Annotated in this window: 14 protein-coding genes; 7 read left to right on the top strand and 7 right to left on the bottom strand. The window is 58.2% G+C overall.

Annotated elements, in window-relative coordinates:
• Positions 1 to 74 precede the first annotated feature (74 nt).
• Positions 75 to 275: a hypothetical protein gene (locus HY011_17355; GenBank protein ID MBI3424704.1), complete on the top strand. Its 201-nt coding sequence runs from the start codon at positions 75 to 77 to the stop codon at positions 273 to 275.
• Between the two features lie 7 nt (positions 276 to 282).
• Here HY011_17355 and HY011_17350 read toward each other — a convergent pair whose 3' ends face one another.
• The 7 genes from HY011_17350 to HY011_17320 all read right to left on the bottom strand — a co-directional run bounded on the left by HY011_17350 (position 283) and on the right by HY011_17320 (position 8,153).
• Positions 283 to 1,113 (bottom strand): polyphosphate kinase 2 family protein, encoded by an 831-nt coding sequence (locus HY011_17350; protein ID MBI3424703.1) that lies wholly within the window; start codon positions 1,111 to 1,113, stop codon positions 283 to 285.
• Between the two features lie 77 nt (positions 1,114 to 1,190).
• Positions 1,191 to 2,048, bottom strand: a complete 858-nt coding sequence (locus HY011_17345) for a dienelactone hydrolase family protein (GenBank protein MBI3424702.1) — start codon at positions 2,046 to 2,048, stop codon at positions 1,191 to 1,193.
• A gap of 82 nt (positions 2,049 to 2,130) precedes the next feature.
• A complete protein-coding gene (locus HY011_17340; GenBank protein ID MBI3424701.1) occupies positions 2,131 to 3,453 on the bottom strand; it encodes a M20/M25/M40 family metallo-hydrolase in 1,323 nt (440 codons plus the stop codon).
• A gap of 281 nt (positions 3,454 to 3,734) precedes the next feature.
• On the bottom strand, positions 3,735 to 5,123 hold the full coding sequence (locus HY011_17335) for a hypothetical protein (protein MBI3424700.1): 1,389 nt from the start codon (positions 5,121 to 5,123) through the stop codon (positions 3,735 to 3,737).
• Positions 5,124 to 5,140: 17 nt separating this feature from the next.
• Positions 5,141 to 6,091, bottom strand: coding sequence for an alpha/beta hydrolase (locus HY011_17330; GenBank protein MBI3424699.1), 951 nt, complete (start codon positions 6,089 to 6,091; stop codon positions 5,141 to 5,143).
• A gap of 130 nt (positions 6,092 to 6,221) precedes the next feature.
• The gene (locus HY011_17325) at positions 6,222 to 6,848 is read right to left on the bottom strand and encodes a zinc ribbon domain-containing protein (GenBank protein MBI3424698.1); all 627 of its coding nucleotides are present in this window, start codon (positions 6,846 to 6,848) and stop codon (positions 6,222 to 6,224) included.
• A 105-nt stretch (positions 6,849 to 6,953) separates the two neighbouring features.
• Positions 6,954 to 8,153 carry an alanine--glyoxylate aminotransferase family protein gene (locus HY011_17320; GenBank protein MBI3424697.1) on the bottom strand — a complete coding sequence of 400 codons (1,200 nt, stop codon included), beginning with the start codon at positions 8,151 to 8,153 and terminating at the stop codon, positions 6,954 to 6,956.
• A gap of 582 nt (positions 8,154 to 8,735) precedes the next feature.
• On the opposite strand from HY011_17320, the gene HY011_17315 reads away from it, so the two are divergent.
• The 6 genes from HY011_17315 (at position 8,736) to HY011_17290 (ending at position 17,463) form a co-directional block, all read left to right on the top strand.
• On the top strand, positions 8,736 to 13,421 hold the full coding sequence (locus tag HY011_17315; protein MBI3424696.1) for a response regulator: 4,686 nt from the start codon (positions 8,736 to 8,738) through the stop codon (positions 13,419 to 13,421).
• Positions 13,422 to 13,442: 21 nt separating this feature from the next.
• A complete protein-coding gene (locus HY011_17310; GenBank protein MBI3424695.1) occupies positions 13,443 to 14,636 on the top strand; it encodes a hypothetical protein in 1,194 nt (397 codons plus the stop codon).
• A gap of 45 nt (positions 14,637 to 14,681) precedes the next feature.
• Positions 14,682 to 14,909: a type II toxin-antitoxin system HicB family antitoxin gene (locus HY011_17305; GenBank protein MBI3424694.1), complete on the top strand. Its 228-nt coding sequence runs from the start codon at positions 14,682 to 14,684 to the stop codon at positions 14,907 to 14,909.
• The gene (locus HY011_17300) at positions 14,902 to 15,123 is read left to right on the top strand and encodes a type II toxin-antitoxin system HicA family toxin (protein MBI3424693.1); all 222 of its coding nucleotides are present in this window, start codon (positions 14,902 to 14,904) and stop codon (positions 15,121 to 15,123) included. The genes HY011_17305 and HY011_17300 overlap by 8 nt, the downstream gene beginning before the upstream one ends.
• A 24-nt stretch (positions 15,124 to 15,147) precedes the next feature.
• On the top strand, positions 15,148 to 15,363 hold the full coding sequence (locus HY011_17295; protein MBI3424692.1) for an addiction module protein: 216 nt from the start codon (positions 15,148 to 15,150) through the stop codon (positions 15,361 to 15,363).
• Between the two features lie 624 nt (positions 15,364 to 15,987).
• On the top strand, positions 15,988 to 17,463 hold the full coding sequence (locus tag HY011_17290; GenBank protein ID MBI3424691.1) for a S8 family serine peptidase: 1,476 nt from the start codon (positions 15,988 to 15,990) through the stop codon (positions 17,461 to 17,463).
• Positions 17,464 to 17,469 lie beyond the last annotated feature (6 nt).

Here is a 17,469-nt window from a genome sequence, read left to right as displayed (position 1 = left end):
ATGAGGCGCAGCAGCCGTTACGTTTGAGCGAATGCTTCGTCGCTGACTGCGGTTGGCTGAACTGGGAGAATTGAATGACCCGAGAAGATGTATTGAAAACGGCAGCCAGTGTCTGGCTGCAAATCTGCCCTCAATGCCACCAGCGTTGGTTTATCGGCGCCGCCCAGGCCGCTGACCCTTATCGTTGCAAATCCTGCGGCTGCGACTTCGTGATTGGGTATGAACACTTGCCGCCGCTGAATGACGACAAAAAAACCGCGTTGGTGAAACACTGAGTCAGCCTTACTTCGCTGGGTGGCGGAATTCATCAATCAACGCCTTTTCGCGTTGCCCGATTTTAGCCAGCCGTTCCAGCCATTGTTTCTGATAGGGCTGGAGCGCGCTGACAATCGCCTCGGCCACGGCCAGATTGCGAAACCATTTCTTGTTGGCCGGCACGACATACCAGGGCGCCTGCGGCGTGCCGCACTGATTCAACGCATCTTCATACGCGCGGGTATAGGCGTTCCAGAGTTCGCGCTCCTGCCAATCTCCCGCTGATAGCTTCCAGTATTTTTCCGGCTCCTGTTCGCGCGCCAAGAGGCGTTGCTCTTGCTCAGCTTTGCTGATGTGCAAATAAAATTTCAGGATGATGGTGTTGGCATCCGCCGCCAACTGCTCGAAGTGGTTAATGTGCGCGAAACGTTTGCGCCACACCTTCGGCGGCACATAGTTGTGCACGCGCACGACCAGCACGTCTTCGTAATGCGAACGGTTGAAGATCGTGATCTCGCCCCGGCCCGGTGTTTGTTGATGCACGCGCCAAAGAAAATCGTGCGCCAGTTCTTTTTCCGTCGGCACTTTGAAAGACGCGACGTTGCAGCCGAGCGAATTCAATGGCCCCATCACGGCCTTGATCGTACCGTCTTTTCCGCTGGTGTCACGCCCTTGCAAAACGATCAACACCGAATGCTGCCCGGCGGCATAGAGCAGTTCCTGCAAGCGCGTCAGCGCGGCGCTCAGCTTGGCTAACCGCGCCTCGCCCTCTTCGCGTTTCAACCCCGCGTCAAAATCGGGGTCAATGTCTTTTAGCTTGATGGGCTTGGCGCCCGTGAGTTTGTGTGCGTAAGTCATAGTAGTCGGTAGTCGGTAGTCGGTAGTCGGTTGCCGGTTACTTGCTGACAACCGACAACTGACTACCGGCAACTGTTTTAAGCAACGCCGTTTTGCTTGAACCAGGCGAGCAGACGCTTCCAGCCGTCTTCCGCCGCCGCCTTGGTGTAGCTGGGACGATAGTCGGCGTGAAAGCCATGCGGAGCATCGGGGTAGACAATGATTTCGGAAGGCTTTTTGGCGGCCTTCAGCTCCGCTTTCATCTTGTCTACATCGGCAAGCGGAATGCCAGTGTCTTTGCCGCCGTACAGACCGAGTACCGGCGCGTGCAGTTGCGCGACCACTTCAGTCGGATGTTTTGGTTGCAACGCACTGGCGCGATCCGGCGGAGGTGGCGTCAGACGGCCATACCAGGCGACGCCCGCTTTGAGCTTCGGATTGTGCGATGAATAAAGCCAGACGATGCGCCCGCCCCAGCAAAATCCAGTAATCGCTAGCTTGTTGCCGCCGCCGTTTTTCAGTGCCCAAGCCGCCGCCGCGTCCAGATCAGACATCACTTGATCGTCGGGCACCTTGGCTACAATCGGCATAATCTGGTTCATCGGAATGTTCGAGACATTGCCCTGCCGGGCATAAAGTTCCGGCGCGATGGCCAGATAGCCCAGTTTGGCGAAGCGGCGGCAGATGTCTTTGATGTGTTCGTGCACGCCGAAAATCTCCTGCACGACCAAGACGGTTGGGCAATTTTTCTTTTTTTCGGGCAGCGCGCGATAGGCCGGAATCTCGCCGTCTTTGACAGGGATTTTGACTTCGCCTGCGATTAAGCCCGTTGCATCGGTCTTGATTGTCGTGGCCTCTTGAATGGGCTGCATCGCCAACGCATAGCCCGCCGTCAGCGAGGTCACGACGAAGCCGCGCCGCGTGACCTCGCCCGCTGATGGAAACAAACTTTTCATCTGTTCATCTTGCAAGAAATCGTTTTGCATAGTTCTCCTTTGGTTGAATCTGCAATCTGCAATCTCAAATCCTAAATCCAATTCAACGTGGTAACGCCTCCGGCAAATTCGCCAACGCATAGGCCAGCACCGCCATCACAGCGGCATTCTCCGCTAATGCGCGCGGCTGCACTTTGTCAAAGGTATCCGCCGGAGTGTGGTGATAGGTGAAATAACTGCGCAGGTCCTGCAACGGCGTAAAGCCCGGCACACCTACGTCTTCAAGCGGCGCAATGTCCGCGCCCACGGATTGATTCGTCCAGCGCACCACACTCGCGCCCGCTGCTTGCAACACCTCAGCAATCGGTTGTAATGGCGGCAGCGCCTCCGGTTTGACGTGCGCCATGAATCCCGTCGGATGACCAGCGCCGTTGTCGCATTCAAGCACAGCGAAATGTTTCGCCACACTCGCTTGGTAGTCCTGAAAATAAGTTCTACCACCTGCACCACCATTTTCCTCATTCATCCACGCCACCACGCGAATCGTGCGTTTGGGTTGCAGCTTGAGTTGGTTGATCAAATTGGCAGCTTGCATTGCCACAGCCACACCCGCCGCATCGTCAATCGCGCCCGTACCCAAATCCCATGAATCGAGATGGCCCGAAACGATGACGATCTCGTCGGGTTTCTCGCTGCCTTTCAAATCGGCAATGACATTGGCGCTCTCGGCGTCGGGCAACCTCTGCGGCGTCAGCGTCAGGCGCATTTTCACTTCGCCCTGCCTGGCGAGATGTGCAATCAACTCGGCGTCTTCGGCAGTCACCGCTGCGCCCGGAATCGGCGGCGCATCTGCGGCATAATTTAGCGCGCCCGTATGCGGCAAGCGCCACGCACCCCCGCCTGCCGAACGATTCAAGGCCGCGACCGCGCCCAATCGGGCCGCCGCGCTCGCGCCGCCGCCACGATAGGCCACAGCTTGGACATATGCTTCATCACCCATGCCTTGCGCGGCCATTTGTTCATCAAACTTCTTGTTGAAGAGCACGATCTTGCCTTGCACGCGCTCGCGGCCCAGCGCATTCAACTCGGCGTAGTCTTTAACCACAACGACCGGCGCGACCAAACCCGTCGCGGGTGTAGCCACGCTGCCGCCCAGAGCGGTCAGCACGATCTTTTGTGTCGTGCCGGGAGCCATGCCTTTGAATTCGACCAACTCGCCGGTTTCGACGCCACGCACCCAATGGGGCACCATCACCTTTTCGAGCGTGACTTCCAAGCCCAGCTTGCGTAGTTCTTCGGCGACGTATTTGACCGCCTGCGCCGCTTGCGGCGAACCGCTCAAGCGCGGGCCGATGTTGTTGCACAACGCCGCGACCTGTCTGAGCGCGTAATCATTGCTGAGCGCGGCCTGTTGCAACTGCTTCATCTCGTCGAGCAGTTGCGGCGAATAGTTGTACGCCGGTGGCGCGGCCCGGCGTTGCAGCGCCGCGACCGTCAGCCCCAGACCGCCAACGGCTGCGAGCAGTAAAAACGCGAAACGGATTGTTGTTGGCATGGCGCGGATATTACGCGAGTAACCGGCAGAGGACAATTGCCGGCCAAGGGGCACACACGGCAACGGGCGCTCCGGTAACACGGCGAGCTACAGCCTGAATTCACGGCTAAACCCGTACAGCAGACTGCCAGTCTGCTGTACCACTGCGCCACTCACTTTTCGGCGGGCGCTTTGCTCACACGCAGAATGAGTTGGATCAACGGATCATCTGAATTGTTCACGATTGTAAGCGCCGCTTCGACCGCGCCACGATTGTCATTCATCACATAGCCGCCGGTCAGCATTTTGAAGTGCGCGTACCACTCAGGAAAAGTATTGAAAGGTCGGCGACTGGCGCTCAGCAAATTCAGATAGTCCTGCAAAACCTGATTGAGCAAGGGGCCAGGCGGAAGCCACCGAAAAGCTTCGTCATAGAGCAATAGTTTCTGATGATGGAAATCGCTGGCTGAAACATTCTCTTCCTGTTCCCAGTGCGCCAGCTCCTCAAAGAATTCCTGAAAGGCTTGGATCTGCTCTGGCGTATTTAGCGCGGGGCGTTGAATAACACGAACCTCTTTTGGCGGGCCGTTGTACCCAATACGCGACATAAAACGCCCTGTTGTAATATCCCAAATCTGCTGCCGCAATTTCGCGGCTTTTGGCATTTGCCAGTGGCGAGTCGCTTGCGCTTTGCCGCCCAATGAACTCGGTTTGACTTCGTCTGCCGTAATCTCTTCGATCTTGTACTCATCGAGCGCGATCAGTTGATTGAAATTGCGGATGGCTTCGGGCAACGGCGCGGGCTTGCCGTTGGCGGTGAGCGCGTTGTCGGCGCAGCGCGGCCCGTTGAGATGCTCGAGCAAGTAGCGGCGCACGCGCGCAAACACTTCCGGGCCGCGCTTGGTGTATTGCGTGCAGAAGATGCCGAGCGTTTGCAGTTCTGCTACTGAGACCAGCGTGCCGCCCGTCGAAAAGGCGCGATCATCCTGCCGCACGTCATCGAGCGCCGTCAGAAAGACATCCAGCAAGCGCTCGCTGCGTTCGGGCGTGGTGCCGAACAACCGAATCAAGCGTGCGGCGGGTGCGACCTGCGCGGGATGATTGACCTGGCGCAAGTAGCTTTCGAGAAACGCGAGGTCTTCGCCTCGCTCTTGTTGCCGCGCGTTGAAACTGCGCTTCGCCACGGCCATCAGCATTTGGTAGAACACATCCACGTTCGGCGCGGCGGCCTCTTCGCATTTGGTGATGGGCAATTCGAGCGCGTCCATCTCGCGCATCAGGGCGAGCGCGCGGGCCGGATCAATCTCCAGCAACGCCTGAATGACTGTGCATTGCAGCGAGAGGCGATCCATCCCCAGTTCAGCAATGGTTTTGTTGAACGTGATGGCCGAGAGCGATTCGTTCGTTCCCGGTTGTGTGAGCTTGTACGGCAGTTGCGCCTGACGCGCGAGGACGAAGGCTTCCGCCAGCACTTCGACCTGCCAGTCCCTGTCGTTCTTGATGCGATTGGCGGCGAGGCGCGTCATCTCGCTCGCCGCCAATTCCGGCGGAGCTGAGCGCATTTCATCAAGCAGCGCGACTAACTCCGCCGGTCGGCTTTTTTTGGCGGGGCCTCGGCTTTCTTGGTGGCGGTGAAAAAACCGCGTGCGCGCAACCAGTTCTCCAACAGCTTCGGCCAGGTGCTGAGCGCGGGATCAGTGGGGGCCAAGCCGACGCCGTGCCGCCCGTGTTCATAGAAATGCGCTTCATACGGTACTTTGTTTTTGCGCAAGGCGTCGGCAAACATCTGGCTGTTCTCGACCGGCACGGCGGCGTCGTCTACGGTATGAAAGAGGAAGGTCGGCGGCGTCTTGGCAGTCACCTGTTTTTCATTCGACATCAGGTCAACCAACTCGGCGGAAGGGTTCTCGCCCAGCAGGTTCTTGCGCGAACCCATGTGCGCAAACGGCGGCTGCAAGGTGATCACCGGGTAGCAAAGGATGGCCACATCCGGGCGGCTGCTGACGCGGTCAATGGTGTCAGGCGCACTGGCGTTGCCGTCATCAAAATGCGTCGCGGCGGTTGAACTTAAATGGCCGCCCGCCGAAAAACCCATCACGCCGATGCGGTTGGGATCAACTTTCCAGTCCGCCGCTTTGGCGCGCACGGTGCGGATGGCGCGTTGCACGTCCCACAGCATCGCCGGATGGTTGTAACGCGGCCCCAAGCGATATTTCAGCACAAAGGCCGAGACGCCGATGCTGTTGAGCCAGACCGCGATGTCGTGGCCTTCGTGCGCCGCCAAATGCGCGTAGCCGCCGCCCGGACAAACGACGATGGCCGCGCCGTTGGCACGGTCAGCGGGCGCGGGGTAATGCTGGATGCTCGGCACGTCTTCGGGTTGCGCGCCTTTCGCGCCGGGCGCGCCATTGGGCCAGAGCGGTAAGGCGGGCGGTTGATTTATTAGTGGCGGCTGTTGCCGCACTTCACGTCCGGCAACAGTGATGACGAACAAGCCCAACAAGACAACACACAGCAACGACAGTTTCATGATGTTCCTCACGTATTGAAAATTTGAGATTTGAGATTGAACAGCCGGGTGCCAGCATAATCGCAATGCGCCAATCCTGCCATAACAGCCTGCCATAACAGAACGACAAAACCGGCTGCGGCAAGACGCCTTACTGATTATGCAGCCGCCGCGTCTCGTCTTCGGTCACGCTGCTTGGTGCTGTGCCCAGCAGATTGGTGTTCGGCGAGTTCGCTGGCGGGGCTGCGTGCGGTGCTTGGTAACCCGGCTGCGGCGCATACGATTGTTGTCCTGGTTGTTGCACCGGCATCTGAACAGGTTGTTGCATGGGCGGTTGCAGATATTGCTGCACGGGTGGCGCGTGGGGCGGCAGCGGCACGTTCATTGGCATCTGCTGCATCTGCATTTGCGCGTGCCATTGTTGCTGATCCAACAAGCGTTGCTGATTGCGGAAGTGAATCACGGCCCAGGGAATGCCGACGCACATAAAGATTCCCGCCACTGGCACCAGCGCATCGGCGAAACCGATCATGTCACTCATGATTGCTAAAAAGCCCGGCAGAAAGACGAGGCAGAGGATGGACAACACCATCTTTTGCTTAGGCGTATAACCCGCCGTGATTTGCGCGATTTGGGAAACGGGCGAAGGGGTGCCGGGCGTGAGTTGTGCGGTGCCGCCCGTCGAGACGTAAGACGAAACTTGCGTCAGTCCCAGCCCGCATTGGCGGCAGAATTTGGTGGTTTCGGGATTGGGTGCGCCGCAACGTGGACAAAACATGATTCAGACCTCAGATGTAGTACAGCGGATTGTCAGTCCGCTATAGCGTTGGTCAGCACGCAACTGGCCGAAGCTGCCAGCGGACTAACAGTCCGCTGTACTTATTCAGTTGGCCGCGTAAAACGCCGCCGCCGCGCTCACGCCGGAATCTTTGGGCTGGAAGCCTTCCGCTTTGAGCGCCTTTTCCAAGGCGGCCAGCACGAGCAATACGTTGTTGGCATTGCTGCCGGTTCCCATCAAACCGATGCGCCAGAGCTTGCCTTTGAAAACACCCAGGCCGCCGCCAATCTCGATGTTGAATTCGTTGAGCAAGCGTGCCCGCACGCGCGCATCGTCCACACCGTCAGGAATGCGCACGGTATTGAGCGTCCACAGGCGGTGTTCGGGCGCGACTTGCATTTGCAGGCCCATCGCTTCGACACCGGCAACCAGTGCGCGATGATTGCGTTCGTGGCGTTGCGCGCGCGCTTCCAAGCCTTCTTCGGCGACGATGCGCAAGGCTTCGTGCAAGGCGTAATTCATCGAAATCGGCGCGGTGTGATGATAGGCGCGCTGGCCTGCGCCCTCGGCCCAATAGCTGGTCAGCAAGCCCAAGTCCAGATACCAACTGACGGGCTTGGTCGCGCGCGTTCTGATCTTCTCGACGGCGCGCTCGCTGAAGGTGACAGGCGCGAGGCCGGGCGGGCAGGAAAGCGCCTTTTGCGTGCCGGCGTAACAGGCGTCTACGCGATGGCGGTCAACGCCAATGGAATGCGCGCCGATGCTGGTGACGGAATCAATCAGCAAGAAGCCGTCACGTTCGTCGGCGATTTCGCGCAAGGGGGCAAGCTGTTGCAACACGCCGGTCGAGGTTTCGGCCTGCACGGCAAACAGCACGCGGGAGTTGGAAGAACGCCAAGCCGCGCGAGCCTTTTCGATGTCCACCGGGCCGCCCCATTCACATTCGACGCGGACGGGAACCGCGCCGACGCGCAACGCCATCTCGTGCATGCGTTCGCCGAAATAGCCATTGATGCAGATGACGATCTCTTCGCCGGGTTCCAGCAGGTTGGCGACGGCGGCTTCCATCCCGGCGGAGCCGGTGCCGGAAATCGGGATGGTCAAGCGGTTGTTGGTCTCAAACGCGTAACGCAACAACTGTTGCACCTCGTCCATCGTGCGCACAAAGAATGGGTCAAGGTGGCCAGTCAGCGGCGCGCTCAGCACACGCAACACGCGGTCATCCACGGGTGACGGGCCAGGGCCTAACAACAAACGGGGCGGCGGCGTGCACGGCCCAATGACAGGGGCGTCAGCGAAACTCATAACAGGGATGATGCTCCTAAAGGGTTGGAAAATTAAGATTGCTCCGAAAACAGCGCCAAATTATCATCATCGCGGATGGCTTGCCAGCCCATTGGCAGTTAGGCAAACAGAAAAGTAGATTTTGCGGCTTGGGCGACAGGTCTTGGCTTTCCATAGCTATTTGCAGTAGTATTCGCGGCCTAGAAGCATCCTGTTCTCTCAATTCCGGTGCTGGCCGAAACGATGGCTCAGCCGCTTTGCATCTCCCCTCCGATGTGCCGCGCAGTCAAACGGCACGATGCAAACGGCAAAAAACAGGTGCTTGGTGACCTTTCTTTTACGGTGTTTCTAACCGGTTCCTTCTCATACGGCTGCAACTGGTGATTGGTGCAAGGCTGGCGTGTTATGCATACGCGTGGCCATTGGCTTGATTTGTACAGCAGGCTGTCAGCCTGCTGCTGGTGTGGCGAAATGATATTCACGGCCACTCCGTCAATGGCTAAGCCGCAGCAGGCTCACCCGCCTGCTGTACCTTGAAACATGATTCCTTTCCGGCTGACAACCCAACTTCGGCAACACCCGTGGCGCTACGGTGCAGCAGCCGTGTGCCTGTTCTGGCTGTTGACGCTAAATGGCGCGGCTCCGGCCTTAAACAACGGGCGCGGCGTTTCGCAATACCGCTGGGACGTTTGGCAAAAAGAAGATGGGTTGCCGCAAAACTCCGTCACGACGATTTTGCAAACACGGGATGGTTATCTGTGGCTCGGTACGTTGGAAGGGTTAGTGCGGTTTGACGGGCAGCGCTTTGTCATCTTCGACCGGCAGAACACAGCGGAACTCAGCGACAACAACATCTTCGCCCTGCACGAAACACGCGATGGCAGTTTGTGGATCGGCACCGATGGCGGCGGGCTGGTGCAATACAAGGACGGCAAGTTCACGCGCTATTCGACTCAGCACGGTTTGCCGCACAACAAGATCAAAGCGCTGGCCGAAGATCAGCAAGGCGTGCTCTGGATCGGTACTGAGAGCGGGCTGGCGCAATTCAAGGACGGCAAGTTTACCAGCTACGTGATTCAGACCGGTTCGGCGCGTGTGGGCGTAACGGCTTTGTGCGCGACACGGGATGGCAGTCTCTGGGTTGGTACTGATGGCGGCGGTTTGAACCGGTTCAAGGACGGTACGCTAAAAAGTTTTACGACCAAGAGCGGCCTCGCCAACGACCGCGTCTTCACCTTGTACGAAACGCGCGATGGTGCGCTATGGATCGGCACCGATGGCGGGTTGACGGTGTTGCGCGACGGGCGTTTCACCAACTTCACCAAGAAAGACGGCCTGCCCAACGAAACGATCTGGGCGATTCGCGAAGCGCGCGATGGCGGTTTGTGGATCGGCACCGATGGCGGCGGCCTGAGTCGCTTTCGCGATGGCAAGTTCACCGCTTACACGCGGGCGCAGGGACTGTCGCAAGATGTGGTCTGGGCGCTGTATGAAGACCGCGAAGGCTCGCTCTGGGTCGGCACCGAAGGCGGCGGGCTGAACCGTTTGGCCGAGCGGCGCATCGGCCTGTTCGACGCCAACAACGGTCTGTTGCACAACGCCGTCTGGTCTGTATACGAAGACCGCGAGCAAACGCTGTGGATCGGCACCGAGGCCGGGTTGAATCGTTTGAAGGACGGCCAATTCACCGGCTTCACGACGGCCAAAGACGGCATCGCACCGGGCCGCGTCTGGTCAATCTATCAAGACCGCAACAGCACATTATGGATCGGCACTGATAATGGTTTGAGCCGTTACCGCGAGGGCAAATGGACGACCTACACCAGCAAACAGGGACTGCCCGCCAATGCCGTCACCGCGCTGACCGAAGACTGGACGGGCAATCTCTGGATCGGCACCGATGGCGGCGGACTGGCGCGGTTGGATAACGGGCGCTTTGTCATTTTCAACACGCAGGATGGCTTGGCCGACAACCACATCAAAGCGCTGTTGGAAGATCAAGCGGGCAATCTGTGGCTGGGGACTGAGAGCGGGCTGTCGCGGTGGAATAATGGCCGTTTCATCAATTATCGCGCGCCCGAAGCGATGCCTTACGGCGTGATTCGCGCCTTGCACGAAGACCGCGATGGCAGCCTGTGGATCGGCACGCGCGGCGGTGGCTTGATTCGCTTTCGCGACGGCCAATTCAAAGCCGTCACCTCGCGCGCTGGTTTATTCAACGATGTCGTCTATCAAATTCTCGAAGACGACCAGCAGAATTTCTGGCTCAGTTGCACCAAGGGCATCTTCCGCGTCAGCAAACGCCAGTTGAATGACTTCCTGGACGGCAAGCTCAACGCCGTGACTTCTGCGCCCTTTGGCACCGCCGACGGCGTCAAGAGCAACGAATGCAATGGCGGCAGCCAGCCCGCCGGTTGGCGCGGGCGCGATGGCCGCCTGTGGTTCCCAACGATTAAAGGCTTGGTCGTCATTGATCCCGAACAACTCAAACGCAACGACCTGCCGCCGCCCGTCTTGATCGAACAGGCGTTGGTCAATGGCCGCCCGGTCAATCATTCGCAAGTCAGTTCGCTGCCGCGCGGACGGGGCGATCTGGAATTTCATTTCACCGCGCTCAGCTTTCTTGATCCCGAAAAGATTCGCTTCCGCTACCGGCTCGAAGGTTACAACGACACCTGGATCGAAGCCGAGAATCGGCGCGCGGCGTTTTATACCAACCTGCCGCCGGGCAATTACCGCTTCCACGTCGTCGCCGCCAACAGCGATGGCGTCTGGAACAATGTCGGCGCGACTTGGAAATTTGAATTGCAGCCGCATTTCTATCAGAGCTATTGGTTCTATGCGTTCTGCGCATTGTTGATTCTCGCGGCGGGGTACTTCGCCATGCACTGGCGTGGCAAACAACTCGAACGCCGCAACCAGGTGCTGGAAGCCGCCATCGCCGACCGCACCGCCGAAGTCGTCTTGCAAAACCAGGAACTCGCGCACGCCAACATCGAGTTGCGCCGCCTGAAAGACACCGCCGAAAGCGTCGCGCACACCAAGAGCGAATTCCTGGCGAACATGAGCCACGAGATTCGCACGCCCATGAACGCCATCATCGGCATGACCGGCCTGTTGCTAGACACGCCGCTCAATCAAGAGCAACGCGATTACGGCGAGACGATTCGCCTCGCGGGTGAAACGCTGCTCAACACCGTCAACGAGATTCTGGATTTTTCCAAACTCGAATCGGGCAAGCTGACGCTCGAACTGCAACCCAGCGACGTGCGCGAAGGCGTCGAGGACGCGCTGGAATTGCTCGCCAACGAAGCCAATGAAAAGGGCCTGGAACTGGTGCTGCTGTTTGATCCGTACACGCCGACGACCTACATCACCGACGGCACGCGCTTGCGGCAAATCCTGGTCAACCTGATCGGCAACGCGGTCAAGTTCACGCATCAGGGCGAAATCGTCGTGTCGGTCAACGCCGAGACGCTCAGCGAGAACAAATACGAAGTGCGGTTCTCGGTCAAAGACACCGGCATCGGCATTCCGCAAGAACAGATGGACAAGCTGTTCCAAGCCTTCAGCCAGGTGGATGCCTCGATCACGCGGCGTTACGGCGGTACGGGCCTGGGTCTGGCAATCAGCAAACGGCTGGTTGAATTACTAGGCGGCAACATCTGGGTTGAGAGCGAAGAGGGCGAAGGTTCCAACTTCCATTTTACGTTGGTTGCCGAAGCCGCGCCCGCCGCCTGGCAAAGCAAATCCGTCGCGTTGATTCGGCACGAGGCCGACGCGCTGGCGGGCAAACGCGTGCTGATCGTGGATGAGAACGCCGCCGTGCGGTTGGCGCTGACCTGGCAATTGCAAACCTGGAAGCTGCGTCCTTTCGCCACCGCTTCGACCACTGAAGCGTTGAGCTGGTTACGGCGCGGCGACAACTACGATTTGGCGATCATTGACAGCCGCATCAGCGTGTTGGGCGAAACCGCCAGCACGACCGAATTTGCGCGCAACCTGCGCCTGGGGCGGCCCGCGTTGCCTATCGTTTTGCTGGCCCCGCTCGGTAAACGCGACAAAGTCACCAGCCCGGAACTCTTTGCCGCCTTCGTCAACAAACCGCTCAAGCCCGCGCAACTGCATCACGTCCTCAATTCCATTTTCGGCGGCGAACTCAAAGAAGCCGCGCCCGCGCCCGCCTTGCCGCAACTGACCAGCGAATTCGCCAAACGCTACCCGCTGCGCATCCTGTTGGCCGAAGACAACGTGGTCAACCAGAAGATGGAAATCCGCCTGCTCGAAAAGATGGGCTACCGCGTCGGCCTCGCCTCCAACGGCCTCGAAGTGCTGGACGCGCTCGAACGCCAGCCTTACGACGTGGTGCTGATGGATTTGCAGATGCCCGAAATGGACGGCCTCGAAGCCACGCGCCGCATCCTCAGCCGTTGGCCGCAAGAACATCGCCCGCGCATCGTCGGCGTCACCGCCAACGTCATCAGCGAAGACCGCGCCGCCGCCATCAACGCCGGCATGGACGAATACATCAGCAAACCAATCCGCGTCGAAGAGTTGCAAGCCGTGCTCGCCCGCTGCGCGCAACTGACGCCGAACGGCAAAGCCAAAGCCGACAGCCCGCTCGCGCTGCCGCCTGCTACGTCAGGCCGCGGCTATCTGGCTGCTGTGCCAGCCAAAGGCGTCCCCACCAATGGACACGCCAAAGCCGACACCACACCCATGCCCGCCAGCGAACTCTACCGCGAACTCGCACTTGATTCTTTCCGCGAGACAGGCCGCCAGGCTTTGAAACCCCTGGAAGCTGCCAGCGAACCCGCTCCTGCCGTCTCCGCTGCTACCCTCAAAGTCCTGACGCCCAATTTTGACGCCAGGCCCACCGACGCCACCGGCACTGACACCCGCCCCGATGAGCGTGTGGACTACGACCTGATCGCCCGCGTCCACGAGATGCGCGAAGAGAGCGGCGACCAATTCGTCAACGAACTCCTAGCGCTCTTCCTGCACGACATCCCCGCCCGCATCGAAGCCGTCCGCACCGCCCTCGCCGCCGACGATGCCAAAGCCCTGATCCGCGCCGCCCACAGCCTGAACGGCGGCAGCGCCAGCGTCGGGGCCCGCGTGATGAGTGAGTTGGCGGCGGACTTGGAACGTTTGGGACGGCGTGGTGAATTGGCCGACGCGCCCGTGTTGTTAGCGCAGTTGGAGGCCGAGTTCGCGAGCGTGCGGACGACGTTGCAGCCGTTGCGGGTGACGGAGGAGTTGGAGGCGAAGGAACGGATGAGCGGGTAACATAGAAAGGCTGGAGAAATAATGAAACAAGTAAAACAAGCTGAAAAAAAAGCAAAATCTGTGAAAGCTTCTACGACCACAAAGAAGCCAGTTGATGTGCAGACTAAAGTTACATCAGATGCTTTGCCTCGAAGAACACTGGCTGATTCGTTGAAAGTGGCACAAGTAATAAGAGATAACTACGGGACCAAAGCAACTTGGCCTGAAATTGCGGCTGGACTGGACGTTGCAGAAACGAACCCTCAAAACAAATACCCATTATGGGCTGCTGTTGCATATGGTCTTGTTGTGAAACAGGACGATAAAAATTACTTACTTAGTGAGACTGGAAGAAAAATTTTAGCTCCGACATATGAAGGGGAGAAAGAAGAAGGCATAAAAAAAGCTTTATTTACCCCTTCCGTTCTCAGCCGGTTTTTCACTGATTACAATGGCTCGACCATACCTACTGGCGAATTATTTCTAAATGTATTGGAGACTAGGTATGGAATACCTCGCGAAAGAACGACAGAGGCTATCGAAATCATAAGGGAAAATGCCCGTTTTGCAGGCGCGCTTGTTACGCGATCAGACGGAAAAGAACTGCTAAATTTTTCAGACATGGCATTTCCTGTTGGTGCGAAGAGCAATTTAACAGATGATGATCTGAGCGGCGATGGAAAGGTAAATGGTAGTGCTAACGAAACTACTCAGGCTTTATCGGATCATGAAGAAGACTGGGAAAAAATATGTTTTGTGATCACGCCAATTGGTTTGGAAGAGTCTATCGAGCGGAAACACTCAGACGCTATTCTAAAGCACTTATTAGAGCCAGTATTGTTTGAATTTGGTCTTCGTCCGATTCGTGCCGACAAAATAGCCAAACCCGGACTTATCACCAAGCAAGTCATTGAATACATCGCATACTCACGCCTTTGTATAGCCGATTTATCCTTTAACAACCCGAACGCTTTTTATGAACTGGGTGTTAGACAGGCATTCAAGCTCTCTGCAATTCAAATTATTCGAAAAGGAGATAAGATTCCTTTCGATGTGTCTCAAGGTCGAACAATAATCATAGACACCTCTGATCCCTATACGATTTTGGACAGATTTGAGAGTGCTAGAAAAGAACTCAAAGAGCACGTTTACAATACCATCAAAGGTAATGAGAAACATGATGACAATCCGATTGAGTTATTCCTCCCCGGACTGAGGGTTTCAATATCGAGATAGATAAGTTCCGGATGTAATTTGGCTACATGATTTTTAGGAGAGATTATGAAACAGTTACGACAATATACCGCCATTATTGAAGGCGAAGGCGAAGGCTACGTTTCCCTTTGCCCTGAACTCGACATAGCCAGCCAAGGCGATACTGTCGAAGAGGCCAGGCGCAATTTGGCCGAAGCCCTCGAGTTATTCTTTGAAGCCGCCGACCCGTCAGAAGTGCAAAGCCGCTTGCGCTCAGAGGTCTTTGTCACGCGTGTGGAGGTGGCCGTTGGGTAAGCTGCGCGTTCTCTCTGGCCGCGATGTTTGCAGCATTCTCGCTCAACACGGCTTCACCCAAGTGCGCCAGCGCGGCAGTCACATCATCATGCAATTGAAGGCGGCTGGTACGACAGTTACGGTGCCGGTTCCCGATTACAAGGAAGTGCGCCTTGGCACTTTACAATCCATCATCCGGCAATCGGGGTTGCCACGCATACTTTTTGAAGAATAAGAACCCGCACAAGGAGAACCGTTTATGACAAACCATTTGCCCCCGGAACTGTTGCAACTGAGCGTCGCCGAACGCATCCAGCTTGCCGAAGATTTGTGGGATAGCGTCGCCCAAGACGCCGCCCAGTTGCCCATTTCTGAAGCGCAACGGAAAGAGCTTGAACGCCGCTTGGCCCGCTTTGCCGAAGACCCTGCCACACGACCGTGGGAAATTGTGAAGCAAGAATTATCGAATCGCTGAAGACCTGCGCCAGCCCTGAAAGGGCGACATTCAATAGCCGGTGGCAGCGCCACCGGAAGCCGCACCGAAATTACGCCCGACCCTGAAGGGGTCGCATTCATCATCCCAATCCAACCCAATCAGAGTTGCAGTTTGTTATTCCGTCCTCCCGTGGGCATTGCCTTGTCATTGCCCAGGTCTTTGCACGAATTCAGCCCGCGAATGCGGGCGGCAGCATAAAGCCTGGGGTGCAGGCGCAGCCGGAACCCCAGGCTGGCGTCACGTGAAGCCACAGAGCCCACGGAGTGGGCGGCAGACCTGCGCGCTGCTCACGGTCTGTCGCCCGCCTGCGCGGGCTGGGCGCACTCGCCAATGTTCCCAGGGTTCCGCGCTGCAGCGCTCCACCCTGGGCTTTACGCCGCCGCCCGCGTCCGCGGGCTGAATCCGGCTCGCACGTTTCGCGCAAAGACCTGGGCAATGACAAGGGGATTGCCCACGGCTATTGAAATTGCCCCTTTCAGGGACGGGGCGGCAAAAAGCAGCGCTTCACTTCAGCGGGAATATCGTTCAGCCATTTCGGGATTACTCACACGCAACGCGCGGCACGATTGCCGTGCAAACTTTGAACCAAGAGCGTGAACCCCGATGACCACTGCCGCAACCGCAATTGCCTTTCAACCACACGAACACAACCATCAACCCAATCGCTTTGGCGTCATCCCGACGCCGGTGCGGCTGAATGCCGTGCCCGAATTCACCGGCAAGGGCGTGACCATCGCCTTCCTCGACGCCGGGTTTTATCCGCATCCTGACCTGACGCAACCGGTCAATCGCATCGCGGCTTACTTCGACATAGTGACGCTGGATCAGGTGTTGAATAGCGAAGGCGAGCCGGAAGCGACGGCGTGGCACGGCACTCAAACGTCGGTGACGGCGGCGGGGAACGGTTTTTTGTCGAACGGCGTCTATCGCGGACTGGCTTCGGACGCGCGCGTCGTGCTGGTCAAGGTGGGCGAGGACGGCCGCATCAAAGATGAAAATGTCGCGCGGGGCATTCGCTGGGTGATTGCCAATCGCGAGCGCTACGACATACGCATCCTCAGCATCTCGCTCGGTGGCGATGAAGATGTGCCGCACCGCGACAGCATTGTTGACCAGGCGGCGGAAGAGGCCGTAGCGGCGGGCATCGTCGTGATCGCGGCGGCGGGGAATTCGGGTTGCAGCGAAAACTATCTGACTGCGCCACCGGCCAATTCGCCCTCGGTCATCGCGGTCGGCGGTTACAACGATCACAACCAGCTTGAGCCTGAGCGCCTTGAGCCGTACTGCTCGAATTACGGCGTGACGGCGGACGGCATCGTCAAACCTGAAATCATCGCGCCCGCCATGTGGGTGGCCGCGCCCGTGTTGCCGAATACGCCCAGCTATCGGCAGGCCGTAGCGTTGGATCGGTTGGTCAATGCGCCTGATTACGCTTTGCGGTCGTTGGCGCGTGAGATGGGCGAAGTGGCTGGCTTGCCGTCTGAGCTTGGTGATGACGAGCCGTTGACGCTTCGCGCCGCCATCGAAACGGCGCTGCAAGCCAACAAATTCATCTCGACGCATTACCAGCACGTAGACGGGACTTCGTTCGCCGCGCCGATTGCGGCGTCAGTGGTGGCGCAGATGTTGGAAGCCAATCCCGCGCTAACTCCGGCGGCGGTGCGGCACATCCTGGTTTCGACGGCGGATCGTTTGGTTGAACAGCCGTTGTTGCGGCAAGGCTACGGCGTATTGAATGCGCGGCGCGCGGTCGAGCAGGCCTTGCGCGAGGAACACAGCGATAGCTTTGGGCAATTGGGTGCGCCGCGCGTCGAAGCAGGCAAGCTGGTCTTCACGCATCACGACGACGAGGCGCGCAGTGTGGCGCTGGCGGGTGATTTCAACGATTGGAACTGGGCGCGGCAGCGTTGCGCGCGGGATGGCGACGGCATCTGGCGCACGGAATTGCCGTTGCTGGTGGCGGGCCGCTATCGCTACAAATTCGTGATTGACGGTGTGCGCTGGCAGGACGATCCGGGCAATGGAATGAAAGAGCCGGATGAATATGGCGGGTTCAATTCGATTTTGCACATAGCGTGAAGCAAG

The sequence above is a fragment of the Acidobacteriota bacterium genome (assembly GCA_016196035.1).
Classification (GTDB): domain Bacteria; phylum Acidobacteriota; class Blastocatellia; order RBC074; family RBC074; genus JACPYM01.
The sequence above is the reverse complement of the archived record's forward strand: the minus strand, read 5'-3'. Positions and strand labels throughout refer to the sequence as shown.